We start from the raw sequence: 23,714 nt of genomic DNA, 5'->3' as shown, positions 1-23,714 counted from the left end.
AGTTTTTGTGGTGTTGGTTATTTGGAATTCTTATGGGCATGTCTTTTTTAAGAAGTAAATTCTTTAATTAATCCCTTTTTAAACCAAGCTAAAGCTTGGAGTGGTTCTTCAAGGTTTTCAGATAACTCACCTAATTCTAGATATGTTTCTAAATTAGAAGAATCGTAGATTAAACTCTTTTCTAAATAATCTCGTGCCTTACCCCATAATTTTCTCTGTTTACAAAGCCGACCTAAACCTAATAAAAGGTAGGGGTCATCAGGATGTTTTTTTAGCCATTGTTCCGCTATTGTCAACTGACGTGCAGGGTTTGAACTTTTAATAAGGCTATAGGTTGCAACAAGTGGGCCAAACCATTGTTTTTTTAACCGTTTTACTATTAATAATTCAGCTTTTGCGTCTTCATGATGTCTTATAAGGCCTTCAACGTAATAATTTAAGAGTAAAGGATCTTTTTTTAATTTAGATGGTAAATTGTTCCATATGTCCTCAAGCGTTGATAAATTGTATGTATATTTTTCTTCACTTAACAAATTTTCACAACTTTCTTGCTGTATTTGTTGAATTTGCGCTTTAGATATCCAGGTTTTACTTTCTAATTGAGGCAAAATTTCTAAAATATTATGCCAGTTTTGTGGCTTTTGATAGATAGAAGAAAACAGACGTTGATCGTTTAGTGCGGTAGTTTTTTGTAAACGCTTTTTATCTAAATTCAGACGCCATTGTTTTGGAAGCATGAATACATAGTTAAAGAACCGAATTAAATAGTAAATTAAAATAAAGCTAATGATTAAAATTAAGATACCTAACCATAATGGCATTTCTAAGGCAAGTTGATGCCAATTAATTAGTATATAACCTGGGTCGGCGGTTATTTTAACGCCAATCCAAACTGAAACGGCAAGAACTAATAAAAATATAAAAAACCGATACATCAAGAGGATTCCTTTTGACTAGAGGAAATAACAGGAGTAGCGTTAGGATAGTTAGGGGGTTTTTTCATAACCGAAATTGCTTCGAGTAATGGATTTAAATCGAGAGTAGGATTTTGTAAATCGATTTGTTTTAATTGATTAATAATTTGCAGGACTGCTTGTGTGTTGGACGAGCTAGATGCAAAATGATTCTTAATATTTTCTTGAATTTCTAGCAAACTAGATTGATAAATAGTTGGTTCATAATGTATTAATGCCCATTGAGCTTGTTGCAATAATAAAAGTAAGTTATGTTGCAAATATTGCTGTTCTATTTCTGGCAATAAAGGCTCTATAGGTTTATTTAAATGTCGAATAATGATCAGCTGGCGAAAGCTATCTAGACTATTTTGCAGCATACGCATCCATTTATTTCCCGAGAGATTACTGGCAGAAACATCAGGATTTGGGGTAGTTGAATTAGATGTTGCCAATAAAGGCAATTGCGTAATTTGCATTTTTAAAGCCTGTATCTGCGCTAAACTAGTGGATAGTTCAATACGAGGTAAAGCTTTTAAGCTAGTTAAATATTGAGTTAATAATTGGTGAAGATTTTCCAATCGAATATCCGGACTTATTATTGTTCCTAATTGTTTATCGGCTAACATCAATGCAGACAAAGCGTTGTCGATATCATGAAAATAAATGAGATTATACTGAGCTAGTTGAATTAGTTGATTAACGTTTGCGAGCAGAATAGCATTATCGTTAGCGGAGAATTTTTGTTCTATAAAATTTTGTAATTGTGAGATTTGTTGCTGACGACTTTTGTCGTCAGTTTGACCTTGCGCGATCTGATTTTGTAGGGCAGATAGTTGATTATGATATCCGTTCACTCGCTCTCTGTTTTTTAACCAAAAAAAACTTAAGCCTAAAAATAAACCAATCCATGTGATGAGTAACAATCCGATTGCACACCAAGCTGTAAAACAGCTTTTAGAACGTAAAGGCTTGTTTTTTTTGATCTTTATTTCGGTTTCTTCTAATTTGGGTGTGGACTGTGATTCCATAGTGATTGCTCCCGCCAGGAAAACAGAGTTTGTAAGATAGCTGTATTTGTTGCATTATCCGATATTAAGGGCGGTTTGACAAAACCTAGTTTCTTAGCACTATCAGTAAGTCGAGAACTAATAACGAGCAATTGTTTTTTAAATAAAATATCCTGCCAGTAAGGATACAATAAGCTAACTAGATTTTTTAATCCGCTGTGACTAGTACAAATAATGACGTCAATTGAGTCTTCATTCGGAATATCAGTTTTATCAATTTTTGGTAGTTGTCGCTTGTAAACGATTAGGTTCTCTATCAGAGCACCTCGAGCTTTTAAACCCTTGGCTAAATAGGAGCGACCCCCTGCGCCTTTGATGATTAAAATTTTTTTTTGTTTTATGTCTTGTAGCGCAGCAAGGTTTAATAGGCCAGTGACATTAAAATCCTTTTCTGGACAGTGATCACTAGGCAGGCCACATTGTTTTAAAGCTGATGCGGTCCCAGGTCCAGTGGCGATGGTTTTAGTATTTCCAGGCCAAAAAAGACAAATACTATGAATAGATTCCGCAGTATTGAAGACCGAGTTAGGGCTAATAAAGATAACAAAATCATATTCTTTAAGCTTTTTTATGCATAATAAGACTTTTTTTATATTCTTGGTAGCAATAATTTCCAGCGTTGGGAAATATACCACTACCCCGCCATAATACTGAGTTTGAGCTGCTAGATCTTTTGCTTGAAGAGCAGGGCGAGTAATGAGGATGCGTAAACCTTGTAAAGCTGTCATGACCACAAAATAGCCTTAATTTGAATCTGAAGCAATATGGGTTTTAAGGCATTTTCTGTTATAGAGCTTAGTTGGTTTGCTTGGAAAGCATTAGTGATAATGTTAACATGATGTTTATAGGTATTTACATGATTTTGCTGCTCCTTGTCCCATAAAAGCTAGTTTCTTCTTCAGAGCGAATATAGAGAAAATATAAAATAACAAATTCTCTATTCCATCTTTGAAACATAGATAAAACTATTAAAAAGGCACAGGCGAAAAATAGAAAGCTAGGTTGATTATTAGTTTTTATCTTAATGGTTCATAAGATTATTTTTCTTCTGTCTTTTGTTTTTTTCAGTTAAATCGACTTTTTGCAAAAGCAATTTTATGGCTTTAATTAGTTTGGAAGATTTAAATTTACAAGATAAACGTGTTCTCATTCGAGAAGATTTTAATGTGCCTTTAAATAAAGGCATGATTACCAGTGATGCGCGGATTAAAGCCGCGTTACCAACCATTCAATATGCCTTAAAGAAAGGTGCTGCAGTTATTTTGCTTTCCCATTTAGATAGACCCAATGAAGGATTTGTTACTCCTAAGCTTTCTTTAGCTCCAATCGCAGCACGATTACAAGAGTTATTAGGTCATCCAGTAAAATTCATCACTGATTGGTTGAATGGGTTTAAAATTTTACCCGGCGAAGTCGTATTGTGTGAAAATGTTCGATTTCAAACAGGAGAAAAGAAAAACGATCCTATTTTAGCTAAAAAAATTGCAAAATTGGCTGATATTTTTGTCATGGATGCATTTGCTACCGCCCATCGCAGTGAAGCATCTACCGTGGGAGTAGCACAATTTTCACCACAGGTTTGCGCAGGTTTATTATTAATGTCGGAATTAAAAGCACTAAGTAAAGCATTGGAAAATCCAGCTAGACCGTTATTAGCTATCGTCGGCGGTGCAAAGGTTTCTACTAAATTAACATTATTGTCGTCTTTACTTAATAAAGTGAATTTATTAATTCTTGGTGGAGGAATAGCCAATACCTTTTTAGTGGCACAAGGGTATTCTGTAGGTCGATCTTTATTTGAGATTGATCTGGTAAATGAGGCAAAAAAACTTTTAGAATTATCAAAACAGCTACAAGTAGAGATTGTGCTACCGATAGATGTTATTGTAGCAACAGAAATTTCTGCGACCGCTGAGGCCACTGTTAAAAAGCTAACTGAAATAAAAAAGAATGAAATGATTTTAGATGTTGGACCAGAGTCAATTATATATTATACCGAGTTTGTACGTCGAGCAGCGAGTATTTTATGGAATGGCCCCCTTGGTGTTTTTGAATTAGCCCCATTTCAACAAGGAACGCGTGCTTTGAGCTATTCTATAGCCAATAGTCCAGCTTTTTCCATCGCAGGAGGTGGTGATACTTTGGCTGCCATCGAAAAATATGGTATTGCTGATAAAGTTTCTTACATATCAACGGGTGGAGGGGCTTTTCTTGAGTTTATACAAGGAAACACTTTACCTGCTTTAGCGATATTACAAGAACGAACAGGGGAAACACAGCAATGAAACGATTTAAACGAACCAAGATTGTGGCTACGTTAGGTCCATCAACCGATAAAGCAGGTGTTTTACAAGCAATGATAGCTGCAGGCTTAGATGTCGTGCGCTTAAATTTTTCACACGGTAAAGCAGAAGATCATATTAAACGAGCTAATTATGTTCGCGAATGTGCAAAAGCTGCGGGTCGAGAAATTGCCATTATGGCGGATTTACAGGGACCAAAAATTCGTATTGCGCGTTTTAAAACGGGTTCTATTTTTTTAAAAAAAGATGCTTTGTTTATTTTAGATGCTGATTTAGATAAGGAAGCTGGCGATGAATCATCAGTAGGTATTGATTATAAACAGTTACCACGAGATGTTCATCGTGGCGATCTGTTGTTGCTTGATGATGGACGTTTAGTATTAAAAGTCAAAAAAATACAGAAAAATAAAATATTTTGCCTTGTAGAAGTAGGTGGAGAATTATCCAATAATAAGGGTATTAATCGAAAAGGCGGAGGGCTTTCTGCTGTAGCGTTGACAAACAAGGATAAAAAAGATTTAAAAATAGCAGTAAAATTAAATGCTGATTATATTGCAATTTCTTTCCCGCGCAGCGCAGCCGATATGAATCTAGCTCGAAATTTATTAAAGAAAGCAAAGGGCCATGCAGGACTGATTGCAAAAATAGAACGTAGTGATGCTATTCCTGTTATTGATGAAATTATTCGTGCTTCCGATGCAGTGATGGTGGCTCGTGGTGATCTAGGAGTTGAAATTGGTGATGCTGAATTACCTGCTGTGCAAAAACATATCATTCAACGGGCGCGGTCTTTAGATAAAGCAGTGATAACGGCAACGCAGATGATGGAATCAATGATTCATAATGCTATTCCTACCCGAGCAGAAGTTTTTGATGTCGCGAATGCTGTACTAGATGGCACGGATGCCGTTATGTTATCTGCAGAAACTGCTACAGGGGATCATCCTGCTTTAGTGGTGATGGCTATGGCACGTATTTGTTTAGGAGCGGAAAAGCAAGCTAAGACACGGGTATCTCGCCATCGCGTCGAATGCCAATTTTATCGCGCTGATGAAGCCATAGCGATGGCGGCTATGTACACTGCCAATCATTATGATATTAAGGCTATTATTGCCTTAACTGAATCAGGAGCGACACCTTTGTGGATGTCTCGGATTCGTTCTGGAATTCCTATCTACGGTTTAGCACATAGTTTAAAAACATCACGCCGATTAGCATTGTATCGTGGCGTTTATCCCTTATATTTTAATATTGATAAAATGCATAAAGAAAATATTGGTCAGTTAGCGATTAAAGAATTAGAGAAACATGGGTTTTTACAAAAAGGAGAAAAAGTTTTAATTACCTATGGCGATTTATTAAAGACTACTGGTGGTACCAATACGCTCAAGATTTTAGAAGTAGACTAGCTCGATTCTTTTATTTTATCCAAATTATTTATTTAATTTAAGCTTTTGCTTTTTAAAACATTTATTACAAACCCCATAAATAATTAGACTGTGGTCAGTCATTTGATAATTAGCTTGTTTTGCAACAATCTTTTGGCGTTGTTCGATGATTTTATCAACAAATTCGTCAACTTTTCCGCATTTGATACAGACTAAATGATCATGATGGGGCCCCTGGTTCAATTCAAACACCGAATAAGAATCTTCAAAGTTTTGACGCTTAACCAAACCTGCACTTTCAAATTGAGTTAATACTCGATAGACTGTGGCTAAACCTATATCTTCACCGGATTCTAATAAGGTTTTATAGATATCTTCAGCACTTAAATGACGTGTTTTAGCTTGTTCAAGTAACTCAAGTATTTTTAATCTAGGGACTGTTACTTTTAAACCTGCTTGGCGTAGTTGTTGATTATCCATTAGATTATCTCTAAACTCCTCGGTTAGTGAATTCGTATGGGATGATTTTAGATTAATTAAATTTTTTCTTGTTGTTTTTAAGCATTTGTAGAAATTAAGATTACGAGTTTATTTTTATTTATGAAAAAGTTGCTTATAAGTTTATTTTTAACATTACTGATTTCTGGTTGTAATATTGTCTATCGACCGGATGTCCAGCAAGGCAATATACTGCAGCAGTCTACCATAGACCAGTTAGAACTCGGTATGACTAAGGAGCAAGTTCGTTATCTATTGGGTAGTTGCGTATTACAGTCTCCTTTTCAATCGGATCGTCAAGATTATATTTATTTCCTTCAACCAGGTCATGGTGAGCCTATTCAAAGACGCGTTACGCTTATTTTTTCCAACGGACGTTTACAAAATATTGAAAAATCAGCACTTAATTAATAAAGGATTTTATTTCGCTATAATAAAAAAGTTTAGAAAACTGTTAAGTCGTTTTTTGTTTTTTGGCACGATTTATCCTAATTTTTTTAGGATCTATTATAAGTGGTTGATATATTTCTATTCTATCTCCTGCTTTGACTTTAGCCTGCAGATTGCATAATTTTCCGAAAATCCCAACCTTATTTTTATTTAGATCGATGCTTGGAAAATCTAACAAAATACCAGAAAGTTCTATGACTGCAGAGATACAAGTATTATCAGGGACAGAAATTTTTATAAGTTTTTGTTTCAGGCTATCGGCAAATACCACTTCAACTTGAAAAAATGACATGACTATTTAATTGTCTTGGTAAATGTTGTTTTCAAATTTACGATCCCCATAAACCTGTTTAGCACGCTCAGAAAAAGCTTGTACTAATGTATTGGCTACTTTCTCAAAAATAGGAGAAAAAGCCAGTGCTAACAAACGTGTAGAAAATTCAAATTCCAAGTTTAAATTGATCTTAGATCCTTGGGGGCTTGTTTCAAAAGACCAATACCCTTCTAAATGTTTAAAAGGACCATCGATTAGACTAATTTCAATCAATTTGTTTTTTTGTAACCTGTTTGATGTGGTGAAGCTTTTCGAAAGCCCTCCACCAGTCAATGTAAGACGGGCTTGTATACTATCTTCATCCTGGCTAATGATTTGGCTTTCGGTACACCAAGGAAGAAATTCACTATATTTTTCGATGTGGTTGACGAGCTTATACATCTCCGACACATTGTAAGGCACTTCTAAAGAATGTTGAATAAATGGCATAATTAAGGTTCAGGGCGACTATCGTTACTATGTTTGCTATGCTTGGAGCCTATGATTGCTAATATGTTTGAGTATATCCCATGAATTCAAAGAAAGCATTGCAAGACACAATAATTGCACTAAATAGACGCGCTCGTCATGATTATTTTATTGAACAATCTATCGAAGCTGGCTTAGTTTTGCAGGGATGGGAGGTCAAAAGTCTTCGTAGTGGTCGAGCTCAACTGACGGAAAGTTATGTGGTATTAAAAAATGGTGAGGCATGGCTTTTAGGTTGTCATATTACTCCTCTTGCTACAATATCTACTCATCATAGTCATCCTGATCCGACTCGTACGCGTAAGCTTCTCCTCAATGAACGAGAGCTAAGTAAATTTGCCGGAAGCATTATGCGTAAAGGGTATACGCTTATCGCACTAAAGCTTTATTGGAAAAAAAATCGGGTTAAGTTAGAAGTGGGTTTAGCAAAGGGTAAGCAGGAGCATGATAAGCGAGCTAGCATCAAGGAAAAAGATTGGCAACGCGAAAAAATGCGTTTAGGACGTTTATCGAGGTAAGGATATTACTTACATTTAAATTTTTTTCCTTATTTTTTAAGGCTTAACAGAAAGCTTTGTATAAATGAGGTATAATTAATGCTTGGGGGCGACCTGGCTTCGACGCCGGTTACAAACCCTGAGGTGCATGTCGAGGATGCAACTTTGCCTCGTTAATCATGTTGTAAATCTATAGTTGCAAACGATGCTAACTATAACGCTAAAAAAGACGTTGCTATTGCTGCCTAATAGGTAGTTAATTTTGTAACGTTGGGTCTGCCTAAACAGCAGCCGGCGCCATGAACTTCATAGGCTTGTATGTGGAGGTAGTGGTCATAACTGACAAGCTCGTAGTCTAGCCCCTTCTGAGGCGAAAGCTACTAAAACCAAACAGAATCGTCGGTCAATTCCCTGTCAATCGGAGATGGATCGATTAAATTTAAAGATTGTACTAAACATGTAGTACCAAAGGCAGCGGACTTGCGGACGTGGGTTCGATTCCCACCGCCTCCACCAAATTAAAAAATGGTTCTTAAGAATTTGAATCATGGGGTATAAGTTAAAAGGGGTAATGATTTGGATTAAAGTTTTTCCCAAATCCTTACATGGTTTAAAGCATAGCCATAGCTATTGGCCTATCTCGCCCCTAGTGACAACCTCCTTAAAAAAGAATAGACTACCGGCTCGTTAGAAAAACATGATTAATATTTATGGAAAACCTGGTTGTTGTTGTCCTAGGCCTTAATGAAAATCAGCTTACTGATCAAGTATTTAGGTTGGTTGCTCATAGCGGTTGCCATATTGTTGATGCGCGTGTAAATACCACTGCAACCCATGTCACAATGACCTTGTTGATCGGGGGAGCCTGGAATACCATCGCTAAATTTGAGACACTTATAAAAAAATATGAAGGTCAGGTTTTAGTTGCGCGTACCCAGTTTCGAGGTGCCCAACCTGATAGTTTTCCTTATTCTTCTTACATTGTGGCTCCTGATATACCGGACGTTTTAACGAAAATCATTCAATTTTTATCTGAACAGGAAGTAACACTTTACAACCTTCATATAGAGTCATATAAAGCGCCGATAACAGAAGCAGCAATGCTTGGTATATCTTTGTCGTTTGGTTTTCCTGCGCATCATTTAGTAGCAGACTTTCGTGAACACTTTATTGTATTTTGTGATGAAAACAATTTTGATGTAGCTATGGAACCCCAAAAAAATTAGATATATTTTTTTCTTTAAATAGTGTTAGTCGATATGTTAGCTATAAACAAATTTGCACCTGATTTTAGTTTACCCGCTACTAGCGGTAAAATAATAGGTTTAAAGGATTTAATAGGTAAAAATATTATTTTGTATTTTTATCCTAAAGATTGTACGCCGGGATGTACGCAGGAAGGAAAAGATTTTGCAGAAAATTTTAAAAAATTTGCTTCTCTAAACACGACGATTTTAGGAATTTCACGCGATAGCTTGAAACTTCATGAAAAATTTAAGTCAGATCAGCAATTTCCTTTTGAGTTATTATCTGATGTAGATGAAAAAGTATGTCAGTTGTATCATGTGTTAAAAGAAAAAACTATCTATGGCAGGAAAACGTTCGGAATAGAACGAAGTACTTTTTTGATTGATAAATTAGGTGTTTTACGTCATGAATGGAGGAAGGTCAAAGTGCCTGGTCATGTAGAAAAAGTTTTACAAGCAGTCGGTGAATTAAGTTAAAATATGCTGTTCGCACTTGAATTTTCTGCGAGTATATTGATTTAACATAATTTATTTTTATGTGCAGGAACTTTTTTGTAAGAAATAGCATTTAAAATAGCTTTTACCACGCTAGCAAGAGGTATAGCAAAAAATACTCCCCAAAATCCTAGTAAACCACCGAATACCAGCACAGCGATAATGATAGTTACTGGATGTAGATCAACAGCTTCAGAAAATAAAAAGGGAACTAAGACATTAGCATCCAATGTGATAATTAACGTGTAAACCGCAACCAGATATGCAAAATGCGCTGTCCATCCCCATTCTAAAAATCCGATAATAAGGACAGGAATAGTTACCATAACTGCGCCTATATAAGGGATAATCACCGAAATTCCAACTAATACGCTGAGTAATATAGCGTACTGAAGACCAAGTATTGCAAATGAAAGATAAGTAACTATCCAAACTATCAACATCTCTAAAGCTTTCCCTCTTACATAATTACCTGTTTGGGTAAGTACTTCTGTCCAGACTTGAGAAATTAATCGACGTTTTTCAGGTAAATATTGAGTTAGCCAGCTGATTATTTTTTTTTCATCGAGTAAGAAAAAATACACTAACAAAGGGACCAAGACAAAATAAATGGCAAAGGCGATAACATTGGGAATGTAACCTAATGATGCAGATAATATTCCTTGTCCAGTATGAGTTAATTCACCCTTAAATTGATTGATCCATTCTTGAATTTGACTGGCTGATGTATAGCCTGGGTAACGAGTAGGGAGGTACAATAGTAGTGCTTGACCTTTTGCAGCCATGACAGGTAGTTCACTAATTAAGTTACTTAATTGGCGAAATAATAATGGTAACAAACCCACAATCGCCAAGATAACTAAACCTACAAAACTAATATACACTCCTAAAACTGCAGCAATTCGAGGTAAACGCAACTTTTCTAAGGAACTAATCGGCCATTGTAGTAAATAGGCCATAACGACACTGACAAACACCGGAGCTAAAATTTTACCTAAAGAAGCAAAAATAATGATAATGAATAATAGGAATAGCCATAAAATAGCCAATTCTGGGTCGAGAAAATATCGGGAAAACCAATTTTTAACAAGTTGCAGCATAGGTTAAATCACTACTTCTATGAAGTATGAGTATGAAGTCTATTGAACAGATGAGTTAAAGTCAAAAATATACTTTTCGGACTTAAGTTTCTGTCTATATTCTGGTTCAATCCCTGTTCCTTTTTATGGTACTTACCTATAACTCAATTTGCCGTAAGTATAGCTTCCTATAAGTCTTTGATTATGAGAAAATTTTTTTATTCCCATTCTATTGTTGCAGGTGGTTTACCCGAAATATCATAAACTACTCGAGAAATACCAGGCACTTCATTAATAATTCGATTTGATACAGTTTCAAGTAAATGATAAGGCAGATGTGCCCAGCGAGCTGTCATAAAATCTATGGTTTCTATAGCGCGGATCGCAATAATTGGGGCATATTGACGAGCGTCTCCGATAACTCCCACAGAGTTTATCGGTAAAAAAACACAGAATGCTTGGCTTATTTTGTTATAATAATTTTGCTCACGTAACTCTTCTTGTAAAATAAGATCGGCTTTACGGACAAGGTTAATATTTTTTTGATTAACTTCCCCTAAAACGCGTATAGCTAATCCAGGGCCCGGAAAAGGATGTTTATAAATGAGCTCTGATGGCAAACCTAATTCTAAGCCCAGTTCACAAACTTCATCCTTAAATAATTCACGTAAGGGTTCCAATAACTTAAGTTTAAGCGTATCTGGAAGTCCACCTACATTGTGATGAGATTTAATAGCATGAGCCTTTTGAGTACTGGTGCCAGCAGATTCAATGACATCAGAATAGATAGTTCCTTGTGCTAACCAAGCAATATCTGGGTATTTACTGGCTTCAGCTTCGAATATTTCAACAAATAAATTACCTATGGTTTTACGCTTTTCTTCGGGATCAGTAATTCCTTTTAAAGCATTTATAAAACGTTCAGAGGCATCTATTTTTACAACAGAGATATCCATATCATCAGCTAAAGCTTGTATCGCAGAGTCTTTATCGGTAATACGTAGTAAACCGGTATTAACAAAGACACATAATAATTGTTTACCGATAGCTTTATGTAATAATGCAGCTAATACAGTAGAATCAACACCACCTGAAAGTGCTAGTAAAACCTTTTCCTTCCCTACTCTCTCTTTTATTTCAGCAATCTCATGTTCTAAAATTTTAGGCGCTGTCCAACTCGGTTGACACTGGCAAATTTTTTTTACAAAGCGAGCCAATATTTTTTTTCCTTGACGGGTATGAGTCACTTCTGGGTGAAACTGCAAACCATAAAAATGACGCGTCGTGTCAGCCATACCCGCAATAGGGGTGTTCGGAGTATTTAATATAACAACAAAACCTGGGGGAAGTTGTTCAACATGATCACCATGACTCATCCAGACATCCAACAATGCATCTTTTCCTTTTTTCGGGTTATCTTGAATATGGGTTAATAGTTCAGTTTCTGTCGCCACTAAAGCAGGAGCATATCCGAATTCTCGGTTTGCACAGGAAACGACTTTACCACCGAGTTGCTCAGCCATGGTTTGCATACCATAACAAATACCTAAAACTGGACAGCCTAAGGTAAATACTATTTTTGGTGCGCGGGGGGTTGTATCTAAAGTAACTGTTTCAGGGCCGCCGGATAGGATAATCCCTTTAGGAGCAAAGGCTAAAATTTCTGACTCGGGGATATCATAAGGGTAAATTTCGCAATAAATGTGTAATTCACGGATGCGTCGAGCAATTAGGGGCGTATATTGTGAGCCAAAATCGAGAATTAGTATGCGTTCTTTAGGAATAGTCATCTTAAGTACACTCCGTTTTTATTCGAGATTAATTTTAGTTTTCATAAAAAATGCTAAGAATTACTTTGAGAATTGGTTTAAAGAAATATTCAATCTTCTCGGTAATAATTAGGAGCTTCTTTGGTAATCGCCACATTATGAACATGGCTTTCTCTTATGCCGGCAGCTGTTAGTTTTATAAATTGTGCTTTTTTATGGAGATCAGCAAGATCAACACTTCCTGTATAGCCCATACCCGCTCTAACTCCACCTAATAAATGGTGAATAACTGTTTGCAAAGGGCCTTTATAAGGTATTCTTCCTTCTATGCCTTCAGGAACGAGTTTGTTTGACTCCAAAGTATCTTGAAAATAACGATCGGATGATCCTTGCTGCATGGCACCTAAGGAGCCCATGCCACGATACGCTTTGTAAGGTTGACTTTGATAAAGTTCTATTTCTCCAGGCGCCTCTTCAGTGCCTGCAAACAAGCTGCCAATCATGACTGCATGTGCACCAGCTGCCAATGCTTTACAAAGATCTCCTGAATAACGAATTCCACCATCAGCGATAATAGTTACAGGTTTGCCCTTTAGAGCAGCAGAAACATTCATGATAGCTGTAATTTGAGGAACGCCAACACCCGTCACAATTCGAGTTGTACAAATTGACCCAGGCCCCACCCCCACTTTTATAGCATCTGCGCCTGCCGTAGCTAAGGCCTGTGCTGCTTCAGCAGTAGCAATATTTCCTGCTATGAGAGAAACATCTGGGTATTCATCTTTTAACCACTTGATCATATCGATAACGCTTTGTGCATGACCATGTGCGGTATCAACACAGAGTATATCCACACCAGTTTCAATCAAAGATATTGCACGTTTCTTAGCACTGGCACCTACACCTACCGCCGCACCTACGCATAATTGACCGCGTTGATCCTTAGTTGCGTAGGGTTTTTCTTTAGTTTTTTGCAAATCTTTTGCTGTCATCAAGCCACGGCATCGAAATTGATTGTCGACAATTAAGATTTTTTCTAAACGATGGCGATGCAGTAAATCGATTATTTCTTCTGACGTAGCTTGTTCTTTAGCTGTGATGAGTCTTTCTTTAGGTGTCATTACTTGAGATGCGGGTTGATCTAAGCTTTCTTCGAACCGTATATCTCTATGTGTGACTATACCGACTAACTGATCCTTTTCGATAACGGGTATCCCTGAAATTGAGTAAGTTGCCATTAGTTTAAGTAATTCTCTTAAAGTTGTTTCCGGAGCAACAGTGATAGGATTTCTTACCATTCCACTTTCAAAGTTTTTTACTTTTCTAATTTGTTGGGTTTGTGCTTCTATAGCCATATTTTTATGAATAATGCCTAAGCCACCTTCTTGAGCAAGTGCTATTGCAAGCTTTGCTTCCGTGACGGTATCCATGGCTGCTGAAATCAAAGGGATTTTCAAATTAATTTTAGAAGTTAATTGTGTTTCAAGTGATACATCTTTAGGTAAAACCACTGAATGATTTGGGAGCAATAGTATATCGTCAAACGTTAACCCTTCTTGAATCGTTTTCATAATACAAATAAATAATAAAACTAAATAAAATTGCGTAGAAGGTACCTTATAGCCCCCCCTGAAGTCTAGTGGCCGAAAAATAAAAAACCATATTTGGTCCTGCGTAGGCTAGCATTTATTATCTATTTTTAGTTAACTACTTGAGTTAAAATAATTTTTTTAAGTTTAATAAATATCTCTTACAAGGAGACTGACTATTATGTCCAAGGCATTACTTCAACGTAATTTAGATACTCCCGGCACAAGACTTAAATATTTACGCTCAATTTTGCGGTTGACTCGGGCGTATATAGAAAAGAAATATAAATTGCCAGAAATTACTTTGAAATCTTGGGAAAATAGTATGATCAAAATTTCTAAAAATGGTATTAAACGCTGTGTAGCTGTCTATAAAAATGAAGGTTTAATAGTTGATGAAGCTTGGATAGCAGATGGCAAAGGGTTAGATCCTACGGTTAGGCTTTCATTAGGTCATTATTTTGCAATGCCTAGCGAAATTATTAACTTACCTATCGATGCAGATGATGAGATTGCTATGATGCGAGATGCTCAGGAATTTCGAGATCGATACGCTAATGCGGTAGTCATGATAGTTTCTAATGATGAAATGAGCCCCCATTATCGAGCTGGAGATTATGTGGGTGGGAGGCTTAGACCCTGCAATGAATTTGATTCCATCGTCAATAAGGACTGTATCATTTATTTGAAGGATGGCGGACAATATTTCCGGCGACTTTTTAAAGATTCGTTAGGACGTTTTAATCTTGCTTGTTTGAATCCGCTTGGAAGAACGGCAGAGCCTATTATTTTTGATGCGGATATAGAATCCGCTGCAGCGGTTATCTGGATCCGAAGAAAAGACGAATAGTATGGATAAAAATAACATCTTTCAGCTCAAAATGTACTTATACGGTGAGTTTTGACAAAATGCCGTAAAAAAAAGGGTGACAGGAGCGTATTATATATATTAATTGCGACCTAACCAATAGCATAGATAAAATCAAGTGCGAAGAGCATAGTTACTTTCTCTCTCAATGATCTTAGTTAGGTCATTTTTAAGTCTAGTAATTTGAGTATAATATTTAGTGAGGAAGCTAAAATGATTAAATTTCGAAAGTCCAGTAGCTAATACAATCATATAGTTTAGATGATGTTGTTTATGTATAAGCATTAAACCATTTTTCATACCATGTAATGATCGTTGTCGCATGATTTCTTTTCCTTGCGAATCAATATAGTCTATTTCTGAAAAAGGTATAATATTTCTTTGAGATAATTTTTTAGCTTGAATTAAAGGATCGTTATTGGTTATTTGGTTTTTATCGAAATAAATTTGCCATTCTAATCTGGAAATAAGAGAAGTGAGTTTTTTTTGGGCATGATTCTCTATACCTACAGCAAAATAATCTATCGGAGGGATGTTAATATTATTAATGTAGTCGAAAAAGGTAGATCGTGTAGACTCCGCGGATATAGGAGTATAATGGTATTCCTTCATGGAAAAAAGACCTCATTGGACAAGGATACAAGTAAGCTTTGAGTTAGTATTTTAAGGCTTTACATGCTATAAATGAGGAATATTTTATCATATTTTTTTATCAAACAAAGATATATTTATACTAAGTATTATGGGATTTGTATGTTTCCACTTTATCAGGTTAATGCAAAACCGCTTGTTATCGCTCATCGTGGAGGAGCGGGGTTATGGCCTGAAAATACTTTATTTGCATTGCAGGAGGCTACAAAACTAGGAGCAGATTTAAGTGAGATTGATATTCATATGACTCGGGATGGGGTTTTAGTTGCTATCCATGATGAGTCAGTCGATCGGACAACGAACGCTAGAGGATTAGTACAAGATCTCACATTAGCTGAATTGAAAAAATTAGACGCAGGGTATCGTTGGACTAGTGATGAAGGTCATACATTTCCTTTTCGGGATCAAGGAATAAAAATTCCAAGTTTAAATGAAATTTTTGCTGCTTTTCCAAAGCAAGTTATAAATATAGAGATAAAACAAAATGATCCACCTATTGTAGCGGCTTTAAGGGAGCTGATAAATCAGCATAAAAAAACTAAACAGGTATTAGTATCTGCTTTTAACGCACGGACTATGAAAGTAGTGCGCAGGCTTTGCCATAACATTGCTACCGCAGGTACACAAGCTGAGCTGGATCGCTTTTCTAAATTGAGCAAACTATTTTTAACGCGCCCTTTTTTATTATCTGCTACTGCCTTAGAAGTCCCTTATGAGATGGTAACTGCACATTTTGTAAAAGCGGCGCATAAAAAAAATATACGGGTTGATGTTTGGACGGTCAATGAAGTAGAAGAAATGGAAAGACTACTAGCTTTAGAGGTAGATGGTATATTAACGGATTTCCCGGATAGAATGCTGAACTTGCTTCAAAAGGCTGAGTAGGGTCAGTAAATAGATAAAATTCGAAAATCTTGTAAGCATTTTTCAATGCATTAACAACAGGGGTTTTTAAGAAAGCTAATCTTATAAGACCCCTTAAGATCCCAGAAACACCCTGCAGAGGGTATAGTCATATTAAACCTGTAGTACCGGGCTATTAAGTCTGTATAATATACTTTTCGCACTTGAATTTTTGCCTGTGCTGCCCGCTCAACTCGCAATTCTTATGTATATTATACACGCAGATTGCTTCATAGCGTGGTCAACTCAAAAACCCAATTGCTGCGAGTAAACTTATTTTTTCTTAAAAATAAATAATTTGTTATAACAAAAGTAAGAGGCATTTATGACAATTCAAAAGACCCTTTCTATAATTAAGCCTGATGCGGTAAGAAAAAATTGTATTGGCGAGATTACTAAAAGATTTGAAAATTCGGAATTAAAAGTTATTGCAGCCAGAATGGTGAAGCTGAAGAAAGATCAAGCTGAAAAATTTTATGAAATCCATAAAGATAGGTCTTTTTTTAATGAATTGGTTGAGTTTATGTGTTCAGGGCCAGTGATGATACAGGTTTTAGAGGGAGTTAATGCGATTCTAAAAAATCGTGAATTGATGGGAGCTACTGACCCACAACAAGCACTCCCAGGTACAATTCGTGCAGATTTTGCAGAAAGTGTGGGTCAAAATGCAGTTCATGGATCCGATAGTATTGAGACAGCTAAACAAGAAATTGCTTTCTTTTTCACGCCAGATCAATGTTTTGGTGAAGGTTCTAAATAATGAACGTACCCCTAAAAAATTTACTCGATTTTGATCGAGATGGGATGGAGCTCTTTTTTCAAGAATTAGGAGAAAAACCTTATCGAGCGCAGCAGGTTTTAAAATGGATTCATCAAAAGGGTAAGGATATCGAGATGATGAGTGATTTAAGTAAATCATTGCGTTCAAAACTTAGATCATTAGCACAAATCAATTTACCAGAAATAGTTTTTGAAAAACAGTCTGATGATGGTACTAGAAAATGGTTGTTGCGACTGAGTGATGGTAATTGTATCGAAACTGTTTTTATCCCTGAGGTAAATAGAGGCACTTTGTGTGTTTCATCACAAGTAGGCTGTGCATTGAATTGTAGTTTTTGTTCAACCGCGAAACAGGGATTTAGTCGTAATTTAACCGTAGCAGAAATTATTGGACAAGTATGGTTAGCAGTGCGTAGTTTGTCAGATGGGTCTTTACGACATGACCATACTGTCAGTAATATTGTGATGATGGGCATGGGAGAACCTTTATTAAATTTTGATAATGTTGTTAAAGCAATGAATTTAATGATGGATGACTTTGCCTATGGTTTTTCTAAACGTCGTGTTACTTTAAGTACTTCAGGTATAGTTCCTGCATTGCGACGTTTATCTGAAATAAGTGAAGTAGCCCTTGCGGTATCTTTACATGCACCAAATGACGAACTAAGGGACCGTTTAGTTCCTATCAATAAAAAATATCCTCTTGCTGAATTATTAGAAGTATGTCGAAATTATTTTAAAGGGGATAATAGAAGACGTATTACTATGGAATATGTCATGCTAGAGGGAATCAATGATCACCCTGAACATGCGCGGCAATTAATAAAAATTTTAGAAGGCATTCCTGTTAAAGTAAATTTAATTCCCTTCAATCCTTTTCCTGATACGGTTTATCGTCGTTCTTCTCTTGCAACAATTGAAAATTTTAAAAATATTTTAATGAGAGCTGGATTTAATGCAATAACGCGAAAAACCAGAGGTGAAGATATTGATGCAGCATGTGGTCAATTAGTAGGACGCGTTCAAGATAAAAGTTACCGTAGCAGAGAACGTCAAAAAGTAATTCCTATTTTAATTGAATCATCTGCATGAATTTGATGGAATTTAAAAATGGGAGAGTACATGATTTCGATATTAAAGCAATTCATCATCATTATTTTAATAGTAACGCTTACGGCTTGTAGTGTTTTTTCAAAATCTAGAACACAAGTATCCGGTTCGCAAGCATCCGATGTAAATGTTCAGCTAGGTTTAGCTTATTTAGAAAATGGTGATGTACAACGTGCACATCAAAAATTATTGCTCGCTGAACAACAATCGCCGGGATCCTTGCAGGCAAAAGGGGCCATGGGTTATTTCCTAGAAAGTACTGGAAGTTTGTCTTCTGCAGATGCTTATTATCGTCGCGCGATTACCCTTAATCCAAAATCCGGTGCTGCACAAAATAATTATGGTACTTTTTTGTGTCGTCGTGGTCGTTACTCGGAAGCGGATCAGCACTTTTTATTGGCATTACAAGATCCTAGTTATCTTAATACGGCTCAAGTCTATGAAAATGCAGGTTTATGTGCTATGCAGATACCTGATACTGAAAAAGCCTTAGGGTATTTTACACAAGCAATTACTCAGGACCCAAAACGGGCGATTTCTTGGTTGGAATTAGGAAGAATAAATTATCAAACCAAAAACTATCAACAAGCTCAGCAATATTTAGATCATTATATGCAGCTTGTTAAAGAGCCTACAGCTAATGCTTTATGGTTGGGCGCTGTTTTAGCCAGAAATTTAGGAAATCAAACAGCTGCAGGTAGTTATACTTTAAAGTTACAAACAAGATTCCCAAATTCTGACGCCTATAAAGCATTAATTCATACACCTAAATTAAAAACCAAACATAAAAGTAAACAACTATATTATTAATTATGACAGAAAAAATACAAGCGATTCGTGGCATGAATGATATTCTGCCGATGGAAATTTTTACATGGCAGAAAGTTGAAAATAGTTTGCGTAAGCTTGCTAAGCAATATGGATACCAAGAAGTTCGTTTTCCCATTCTAGAAAAAACCGAGTTGTTTAAACGTTGTATTGGCGATGTAACTGATATTGTTGAAAAGGAGATGTATACTTTCATTGATCGTAATGGCGAAAGTTTATCTCTAAGACCTGAAGGAACTGCGGGTTGTGTTCGAGCTGGTATAGAACAAGGTTTACTTTACAATCAAATTCAACGTTGGTGGTATTTAGGCCCCATGTTTCGGCATGAACGACCTCAGAAAGGCCGCTATAGACAGTTCCATCAATTTGGCATGGAAGTGTTTGGTATAGGTCGTCCTTACATTGATGCCGAATTAATTTTGATGACAGCACGTCTTTGGGATGAATTAGGTTTAAAACATCAATTAAGTTTGCAAATTAATTCATTGGGGTCTTCAATTTCGCGTAAGTTACATAAAGAAAGCTTAGTTAATTATTTTACTCAACATCTAAAATATTTAGATGAGGACTCTCAGCGGCGATTACAAACCAATCCATTACGTATTTTGGATAGTAAAAACCCTGAAATGCAGGAGCTCATTGAAAAATCACCTAAGTTACTTGATTACCTTGATTCTGATTCTCAACAAGATTTTTGTACTTTACAAGAAATACTTACGAATACACATATTGATTTTACCATTAATCCTCGTTTGGTCAGAGGCTTAGATTATTACAATAAAACAGTTTTTGAATGGATTTTGACAGATGAACAGCAAGCTGCTCAAAATACAGTTTGTGCAGGAGGTCGATACGATAAACTAGTAGAACATCTAGGTGGACATGCCACCCCGGCAGTGGGTTTTGCCATAGGCTTAGAACGTTTGATTAATTTATTACCTAAATTAAATTCTGCAACATCCATCTCTGTTCCGGATATTTATTTTATTGCAATAAATGATATTGCTATTCAAAAAGCTTTGATTTTTGCAGAACATTTACGAGCAAAGTTGCCTACGGTTACTTTGATGCTTGATGTGAGCGGAGATGGGATTAAATCTCAATTTAAACGTGCAGATAAAAGTGGGGCGCGTTTTGCTTTAATTTTAGGGGATGATGAAGTAAAGTCTAACACTTTCATTATTAAAAACTTAAGAGAAAAAAGTCCACAAGAAATCGTCTCCCAAGATCAGACGTTAAAAAAACTGCAGGAATGTTTAATACATGAATGAATTAATCGCAATAGAACAAGCTGAAAATGTAAAAAAATGGTGCCGTGAATATGGTGTCGGAATTTTAATAGGTATTATTTTTGCTGTTTTTATTAGTTGGGGCTGGAATTATTGGCGTCAAGAGAAAGAAAATAATTTGCTTCTAGCATCAATGCAGTATGAACGTTTAATGGCATCAATAGCCACGGGTGAAAAAATCTCTATTCTCAATAGTTTAGCAGATGGATTGTTAAAGAATTATCCATATACTCCTTATGCATCTTTAGCAGCCTTACAATTAGCTAAATTAGCAGTTAATGAAAATAATTTAATTGAGGCTGCGAATAGATTAGTTTCGATTATTGATCATGGTCATGATCAAGCTTTACAATCTATCGCACGGTTACGTTTAGCGCGAATTTTATTAAATCAAAATCAAGCAAAAGAAGCGTTGAATTTACTATCTAAAAATGAAGATAAGGCTTATATTCCGATTTTTTTGGAGGAAAAGGGAGACATTCTTAATAATTTAGGCCATCGCAAAGAAGCACTCCAAAATTATTTAGCTTCTGAGCAAGCTTTTGGAAATATTATTGAGCAACCTCTGTTAAAAATGAAAATTAATAATTTGGTTTACGCTTGATGAGAAATTTAATGAATAAAATTTATATTTTCGGTCTTTTTATTTGCGTATTCTTTTTAACAGCTTGTGCGGGTTTAGGGGATGATAATACACCTATGCCAGCACCTTTGACTGCATATCCTTTCCAACTTCAACCAGTATTAATATGGTCTATAGCAACCGGCAGAGGTATGGACGATGACTATTTACATTTAAGGCCTGTTATTCAACAAAATCAAATTTTTGTTGCAAGTAAATCCGGTCTTGTAACAGCTTTAGATTTAGCCCATGGTCGTAAAATATGGCAAAAAAATATTAAGCAAGTTATTACGAGTGGCCCAGCTGTTAATGATGGAATAGTTGTTATGGTTACTAAGCAACCTAAAGTGATGGCTTTAGCGGCGGATACAGGAGATGTCTTATGGCAAGCAATCTTGCCTAATCAAGTATTAGCTCCTCCCGCTATCGGACAAGGTCAAGTTATTTTTAAAACGGTAGATGGGCAAGTATTAGCATTAAACTTACAAAACGGTGAATTATTATGGTCTTATGAGCATGGTTCACCTATGTTAATCCTAAGACCAAGTAGCGCACCACAAGTTATAGATAATAGGGTTATAGTTGGTTTTTCAGATGGTAAATTAGCCGCGCTGAATCTAAGGAGCGGTAGTTTAATATGGGAGCGAAATATTACGTTTCCACAAGGGGTGACTGCCGCCGATCAATTAATTGATATAGCTGTGGATCCAATATTATCTTGCGATGTAATTTATGTAGTGACTTATCAAGGGGAACTAGCAGCAGTTTCTTTACGGTCTGGACGAATTTTATGGCAAAGAAGTTTTTCAAGTTATTCGGGTCTTACCGTAGGAAATAGCTTGTATATAACAGATACTGATGGTGTTGTATGGGCCTTCAATCGTTCCACGGGTGAATTGCTTTGGCAGCAGCAGGTACTAAAACATCGAGGTTTAACTGCCCCGGCTTTATATGGAAATAGTTTAATTATAGGTGACCAAGAAGGCTATATTCATTGGCTTGCTCAATCAGATGGTCATCTTTTAGCAAGGGATCTTGTTCATGAGAATGCCAGTATTATAGCAGATCCCGTCGTGGATTATCCGATGGTATGTATCTTAACTAGGGAAGGTGGTTTATCTGCTTGGACGCATACAAGCTTGCCTGTATGACCACTTCTGCTTTGCCTAGTATTGTTCTTGTAGGGCGACCCAATGTAGGAAAGTCGAGTTTATTTAATTGCTTGACTAAAACTCGACATGCTTTAGTTGCAGATACTCCTGGTTTAACTCGAGATCGACTTTATGGCAAAGGGGTTGTAGGAAATCAACCTTACATCGTAGTGGATACGGGAGGTTTAACTGGAAGTAAAGAAAAAGATATTGCTTTTCTTATGGAACAGCAAACCCAACGTGCCATTACTGAGGCCGATCATGTTCTATTTTTAGTTAATGGCAGGGAAGGTCTGTCAGTATTGGATCAGCAATTAGCACAACTTTTACGTCGGCTAAATAAGAAAATTACATTAGTGATTAATAAAAGTGAAGGCTTAGATCCTGTTTTATTACAAAGTGAGTTTTCACCATTAGGTTTTCATACGAAATCACTTGCAAATATTTCTGCAATTCATGGTCAAGGGATTCGAGAATTAATGGAAAAAGTATTAAGTCATTTCCTTAATATTGAAACTTTAACCATGGAACATGCGCTTTTTGAAGAAGATGTTGCTCCAAGAATAAAGGTATCTATCATAGGAAAACCTAATGTAGGTAAATCAACCCTATTAAATAGGATTTTAGGAGAAGATCGAGCTATCGTTTTTGATCAGCCGGGGACCACTCGTGATAGTATTGCAAACGATGTAGAATATCGGGGTAAATTGTATACTTTCATTGACACCGCAGGCATTCGTCGAAAATCAAAAACGGTACAAGAGATAGAAAAATTTTCTGTAATTAAAAGTTTGCAGGCTATTGAGGCAAGTAATGTAGTTTTATTGGTGATTGATGCACAGAAAGGCATAAGTGAACAAGATTTGCATCTTTTAGGATTTATTCTGGAAAGTGGAAGAGCACTTATCATAGCTGTAAATAAATGGGATGGCTTGTCTAACGAACAAAGAGCGCAAGTCAAAAAAGATTTGGATCGGCGTTTACAATTTGTAACTTTCGCAAAACTTATTTTTATTTCAGCTCTTCACGGAACGGGTGTTGGTAATTTATTCGCATTAATCCAACAAGCCTATCGGTCTGCAACGCAAACTCTATCTACGTCACGCTTAACTCGTTTATTAGAACAAGCGGTAAGCGCACATCAGCCTCCTTTGAGTCGCGGACGAAGTGTTAAATTACGCTATGCTCATCCAGGAGGATATAATCCCCCAGTAATCCTCATCCATGGACAACATACTAGTTTTTTACCGGAATCTTATCGGCGTTATCTTGAAAATTTTTATCGCAAGACGTTGAAAATTATCGGTAGTCCAATTCGGATTGAATTTAGAGATAAATAAATTATTCTATTGAAGAAAGAAATATTTTATTT

The 23,714-nt window shown here is 36.2% G+C and carries 25 protein-coding genes and 1 other RNA gene; 16 read left to right on the top strand and 10 right to left on the bottom strand.

What is annotated here, in order from left to right; all coding sequences use genetic code 11:
* Positions 1–47 precede the first annotated feature (47 nt).
* From AACL18_RS07395 to AACL18_RS07385, 3 genes are read right to left on the bottom strand one after another with little or no spacing between them, the layout of a single operon-like run.
* Positions 48–935 (bottom strand): heme biosynthesis protein HemY, encoded by an 888-nt coding sequence (locus AACL18_RS07395; protein WP_339051643.1) that lies wholly within the window; start codon positions 933–935, stop codon positions 48–50.
* Positions 935–1,984, bottom strand: a complete 1,050-nt coding sequence (locus AACL18_RS07390; protein WP_339050319.1) for a uroporphyrinogen-III C-methyltransferase — start codon at positions 1,982–1,984, stop codon at positions 935–937. Before AACL18_RS07390 ends, AACL18_RS07395 begins: the two co-directional genes overlap by 1 nt.
* The gene (locus tag AACL18_RS07385) at positions 1,957–2,751 is read right to left on the bottom strand and encodes a uroporphyrinogen-III synthase (protein WP_339050318.1); all 795 of its coding nucleotides are present in this window, start codon (positions 2,749–2,751) and stop codon (positions 1,957–1,959) included. The genes AACL18_RS07390 and AACL18_RS07385 overlap by 28 nt, the downstream gene beginning before the upstream one ends.
* A 369-nt stretch (positions 2,752–3,120) precedes the next feature.
* Here AACL18_RS07385 and AACL18_RS07380 point away from each other — a divergent pair, with 369 nt between their 5' ends.
* Entirely contained in the window at positions 3,121–4,308 is a 1,188-nt protein-coding gene (locus tag AACL18_RS07380) for a phosphoglycerate kinase (RefSeq protein ID WP_339050316.1), read from the top strand.
* A complete protein-coding gene (gene pyk / locus AACL18_RS07375; protein WP_339050315.1) occupies positions 4,305–5,735 on the top strand; it encodes a pyruvate kinase in 1,431 nt (476 codons plus the stop codon). The genes AACL18_RS07380 and pyk overlap by 4 nt, the downstream gene beginning before the upstream one ends.
* A 24-nt stretch (positions 5,736–5,759) precedes the next feature.
* Here pyk and fur read toward each other — a convergent pair whose 3' ends face one another.
* A complete protein-coding gene (gene fur / locus AACL18_RS07370) occupies positions 5,760–6,194 on the bottom strand; it encodes a ferric iron uptake transcriptional regulator (RefSeq protein WP_339050314.1) in 435 nt (144 codons plus the stop codon).
* A gap of 120 nt (positions 6,195–6,314) precedes the next feature.
* Between fur and AACL18_RS07365 the strand changes: the two genes are divergently transcribed.
* The gene (locus tag AACL18_RS07365; RefSeq protein ID WP_339050313.1) at positions 6,315–6,623 is read left to right on the top strand and encodes an outer membrane protein assembly factor BamE; all 309 of its coding nucleotides are present in this window, start codon (positions 6,315–6,317) and stop codon (positions 6,621–6,623) included.
* 43 nt (positions 6,624–6,666) lie between these two features.
* Here AACL18_RS07365 and AACL18_RS07360 read toward each other — a convergent pair whose 3' ends face one another.
* Positions 6,667–6,954, bottom strand: coding sequence for an RnfH family protein (locus AACL18_RS07360; protein ID WP_339050312.1), 288 nt, complete (start codon positions 6,952–6,954; stop codon positions 6,667–6,669).
* A 6-nt stretch (positions 6,955–6,960) separates the two neighbouring features.
* A complete protein-coding gene (locus AACL18_RS07355) occupies positions 6,961–7,425 on the bottom strand; it encodes a type II toxin-antitoxin system RatA family toxin (RefSeq protein ID WP_339050311.1) in 465 nt (154 codons plus the stop codon).
* Positions 7,426–7,505: 80 nt separating this feature from the next.
* Between AACL18_RS07355 and smpB the strand changes: the two genes are divergently transcribed.
* The 4 genes from smpB (at position 7,506) to AACL18_RS07335 (ending at position 9,685) form a co-directional block, all read left to right on the top strand.
* Positions 7,506–7,982: an SsrA-binding protein SmpB gene (smpB, locus tag AACL18_RS07350; RefSeq protein WP_339050310.1), complete on the top strand. Its 477-nt coding sequence runs from the start codon at positions 7,506–7,508 to the stop codon at positions 7,980–7,982.
* An 84-nt stretch (positions 7,983–8,066) separates the two neighbouring features.
* Positions 8,067–8,477: a transfer-messenger RNA gene (gene ssrA / locus AACL18_RS07345) on the top strand.
* Between the two features lie 194 nt (positions 8,478–8,671).
* Positions 8,672–9,187 carry a glycine cleavage system protein R gene (locus AACL18_RS07340; protein WP_339050309.1) on the top strand — a complete coding sequence of 172 codons (516 nt, stop codon included), beginning with the start codon at positions 8,672–8,674 and terminating at the stop codon, positions 9,185–9,187.
* Between the two features lie 33 nt (positions 9,188–9,220).
* Positions 9,221–9,685: a peroxiredoxin gene (locus AACL18_RS07335; protein WP_339050307.1), complete on the top strand. Its 465-nt coding sequence runs from the start codon at positions 9,221–9,223 to the stop codon at positions 9,683–9,685.
* 41 nt (positions 9,686–9,726) lie between these two features.
* Here AACL18_RS07335 and AACL18_RS07330 read toward each other — a convergent pair whose 3' ends face one another.
* From AACL18_RS07330 to guaB, 3 genes are all read right to left on the bottom strand, one after another.
* Complete coding sequence (locus AACL18_RS07330; RefSeq protein ID WP_339050306.1) at positions 9,727–10,803, bottom strand: AI-2E family transporter; 1,077 nt, start codon at positions 10,801–10,803, stop codon at positions 9,727–9,729.
* A 197-nt stretch (positions 10,804–11,000) separates the two neighbouring features.
* Entirely contained in the window at positions 11,001–12,572 is a 1,572-nt protein-coding gene (gene guaA, locus AACL18_RS07325) for a glutamine-hydrolyzing GMP synthase (protein WP_339050304.1), read from the bottom strand.
* Between the two features lie 89 nt (positions 12,573–12,661).
* Positions 12,662–14,122 (bottom strand): IMP dehydrogenase, encoded by a 1,461-nt coding sequence (guaB, locus tag AACL18_RS07320; protein ID WP_422395884.1) that lies wholly within the window; start codon positions 14,120–14,122, stop codon positions 12,662–12,664.
* 199 nt (positions 14,123–14,321) lie between these two features.
* Here guaB and AACL18_RS07315 point away from each other — a divergent pair, with 199 nt between their 5' ends.
* Positions 14,322–14,990 (top strand): hypothetical protein, encoded by a 669-nt coding sequence (locus AACL18_RS07315; protein WP_339050303.1) that lies wholly within the window; start codon positions 14,322–14,324, stop codon positions 14,988–14,990.
* A 132-nt stretch (positions 14,991–15,122) separates the two neighbouring features.
* Here AACL18_RS07315 and AACL18_RS07310 read toward each other — a convergent pair whose 3' ends face one another.
* Positions 15,123–15,620, bottom strand: a complete 498-nt coding sequence (locus AACL18_RS07310; protein WP_339050302.1) for a hypothetical protein — start codon at positions 15,618–15,620, stop codon at positions 15,123–15,125.
* Positions 15,621–15,761: 141 nt separating this feature from the next.
* Between AACL18_RS07310 and AACL18_RS07305 the strand changes: the two genes are divergently transcribed.
* From AACL18_RS07305 to der, 8 genes are all read left to right on the top strand, one after another.
* The gene (locus AACL18_RS07305) at positions 15,762–16,544 is read left to right on the top strand and encodes a glycerophosphodiester phosphodiesterase (RefSeq protein ID WP_339050301.1); all 783 of its coding nucleotides are present in this window, start codon (positions 15,762–15,764) and stop codon (positions 16,542–16,544) included.
* Positions 16,545–16,887: 343 nt separating this feature from the next.
* Positions 16,888–17,322, top strand: coding sequence for a nucleoside-diphosphate kinase (gene ndk, locus AACL18_RS07300; RefSeq protein WP_339050300.1), 435 nt, complete (start codon positions 16,888–16,890; stop codon positions 17,320–17,322).
* On the top strand, positions 17,322–18,434 hold the full coding sequence (gene rlmN, locus AACL18_RS07295; RefSeq protein ID WP_339050299.1) for a 23S rRNA (adenine(2503)-C(2))-methyltransferase RlmN: 1,113 nt from the start codon (positions 17,322–17,324) through the stop codon (positions 18,432–18,434). The genes ndk and rlmN overlap by 1 nt, the downstream gene beginning before the upstream one ends.
* Before the next feature lie 30 nt (positions 18,435–18,464).
* Positions 18,465–19,262, top strand: coding sequence for a type IV pilus biogenesis/stability protein PilW (gene pilW, locus AACL18_RS07290; RefSeq protein WP_339050298.1), 798 nt, complete (start codon positions 18,465–18,467; stop codon positions 19,260–19,262).
* A gap of 2 nt (positions 19,263–19,264) precedes the next feature.
* Complete coding sequence (gene hisS / locus AACL18_RS07285) at positions 19,265–20,551, top strand: histidine--tRNA ligase (RefSeq protein ID WP_339050297.1); 1,287 nt, start codon at positions 19,265–19,267, stop codon at positions 20,549–20,551.
* On the top strand, positions 20,544–21,173 hold the full coding sequence (locus AACL18_RS07280; protein ID WP_339050295.1) for a YfgM family protein: 630 nt from the start codon (positions 20,544–20,546) through the stop codon (positions 21,171–21,173). The genes hisS and AACL18_RS07280 overlap by 8 nt, the downstream gene beginning before the upstream one ends.
* An 11-nt stretch (positions 21,174–21,184) precedes the next feature.
* Entirely contained in the window at positions 21,185–22,342 is a 1,158-nt protein-coding gene (gene bamB / locus AACL18_RS07275; protein ID WP_339050293.1) for an outer membrane protein assembly factor BamB, read from the top strand.
* Complete coding sequence (gene der / locus AACL18_RS07270; RefSeq protein WP_339050292.1) at positions 22,315–23,682, top strand: ribosome biogenesis GTPase Der; 1,368 nt, start codon at positions 22,315–22,317, stop codon at positions 23,680–23,682. Before bamB ends, der begins: the two co-directional genes overlap by 28 nt.
* Positions 23,683–23,714 lie beyond the last annotated feature (32 nt).

The sequence above is a fragment of the Rickettsiella endosymbiont of Xylota segnis genome, assembly GCF_964019545.1.
Taxonomy (GTDB): Bacteria; Pseudomonadota; Gammaproteobacteria; order Diplorickettsiales; family Diplorickettsiaceae; genus Aquirickettsiella.
This window is presented reverse-complemented; position numbering and strand designations above follow the sequence as displayed.

What these genes read in the sequence shown, in the direction of transcription:
- AACL18_RS07395 (WP_339051643.1), bottom strand. Translation starts at nt 935, where the DNA reads ATGTATCGGTTTTTTATATTTTTATTAGTTCTTGCCGTTTCAGTTTGG.
- AACL18_RS07390 (WP_339050319.1), bottom strand. Translation starts at nt 1,984, where the DNA reads ATGGAATCACAGTCCACACCCAAATTAGAAGAAACCGAAATAAAGATC.
- AACL18_RS07385 (WP_339050318.1), bottom strand. Translation starts at nt 2,751, where the DNA reads ATGACAGCTTTACAAGGTTTACGCATCCTCATTACTCGCCCTGCTCTT.
- AACL18_RS07380 (WP_339050316.1), top strand. Translation starts at nt 3,121, where the DNA reads ATGGCTTTAATTAGTTTGGAAGATTTAAATTTACAAGATAAACGTGTT.
- pyk (WP_339050315.1), top strand. Translation starts at nt 4,305, where the DNA reads ATGAAACGATTTAAACGAACCAAGATTGTGGCTACGTTAGGTCCATCA.
- fur (WP_339050314.1), bottom strand. Translation starts at nt 6,194, where the DNA reads ATGGATAATCAACAACTACGCCAAGCAGGTTTAAAAGTAACAGTCCCT.
- AACL18_RS07365 (WP_339050313.1), top strand. Translation starts at nt 6,315, where the DNA reads ATGAAAAAGTTGCTTATAAGTTTATTTTTAACATTACTGATTTCTGGT.
- AACL18_RS07360 (WP_339050312.1), bottom strand. Translation starts at nt 6,954, where the DNA reads ATGTCATTTTTTCAAGTTGAAGTGGTATTTGCCGATAGCCTGAAACAA.
- AACL18_RS07355 (WP_339050311.1), bottom strand. Translation starts at nt 7,425, where the DNA reads ATGCCATTTATTCAACATTCTTTAGAAGTGCCTTACAATGTGTCGGAG.
- smpB (WP_339050310.1), top strand. Translation starts at nt 7,506, where the DNA reads ATGAATTCAAAGAAAGCATTGCAAGACACAATAATTGCACTAAATAGA.
- AACL18_RS07340 (WP_339050309.1), top strand. Translation starts at nt 8,672, where the DNA reads ATGGAAAACCTGGTTGTTGTTGTCCTAGGCCTTAATGAAAATCAGCTT.
- AACL18_RS07335 (WP_339050307.1), top strand. Translation starts at nt 9,221, where the DNA reads ATGTTAGCTATAAACAAATTTGCACCTGATTTTAGTTTACCCGCTACT.
- AACL18_RS07330 (WP_339050306.1), bottom strand. Translation starts at nt 10,803, where the DNA reads ATGCTGCAACTTGTTAAAAATTGGTTTTCCCGATATTTTCTCGACCCA.
- guaA (WP_339050304.1), bottom strand. Translation starts at nt 12,572, where the DNA reads ATGACTATTCCTAAAGAACGCATACTAATTCTCGATTTTGGCTCACAA.
- guaB (WP_422395884.1), bottom strand. Translation starts at nt 14,122, where the DNA reads ATGAAAACGATTCAAGAAGGGTTAACGTTTGACGATATACTATTGCTC.
- AACL18_RS07315 (WP_339050303.1), top strand. Translation starts at nt 14,322, where the DNA reads ATGTCCAAGGCATTACTTCAACGTAATTTAGATACTCCCGGCACAAGA.
- AACL18_RS07310 (WP_339050302.1), bottom strand. Translation starts at nt 15,620, where the DNA reads ATGAAGGAATACCATTATACTCCTATATCCGCGGAGTCTACACGATCT.
- AACL18_RS07305 (WP_339050301.1), top strand. Translation starts at nt 15,762, where the DNA reads ATGTTTCCACTTTATCAGGTTAATGCAAAACCGCTTGTTATCGCTCAT.
- ndk (WP_339050300.1), top strand. Translation starts at nt 16,888, where the DNA reads ATGACAATTCAAAAGACCCTTTCTATAATTAAGCCTGATGCGGTAAGA.
- rlmN (WP_339050299.1), top strand. Translation starts at nt 17,322, where the DNA reads ATGAACGTACCCCTAAAAAATTTACTCGATTTTGATCGAGATGGGATG.
- pilW (WP_339050298.1), top strand. Translation starts at nt 18,465, where the DNA reads ATGATTTCGATATTAAAGCAATTCATCATCATTATTTTAATAGTAACG.
- hisS (WP_339050297.1), top strand. Translation starts at nt 19,265, where the DNA reads ATGACAGAAAAAATACAAGCGATTCGTGGCATGAATGATATTCTGCCG.
- AACL18_RS07280 (WP_339050295.1), top strand. Translation starts at nt 20,544, where the DNA reads ATGAATGAATTAATCGCAATAGAACAAGCTGAAAATGTAAAAAAATGG.
- bamB (WP_339050293.1), top strand. Translation starts at nt 21,185, where the DNA reads ATGAATAAAATTTATATTTTCGGTCTTTTTATTTGCGTATTCTTTTTA.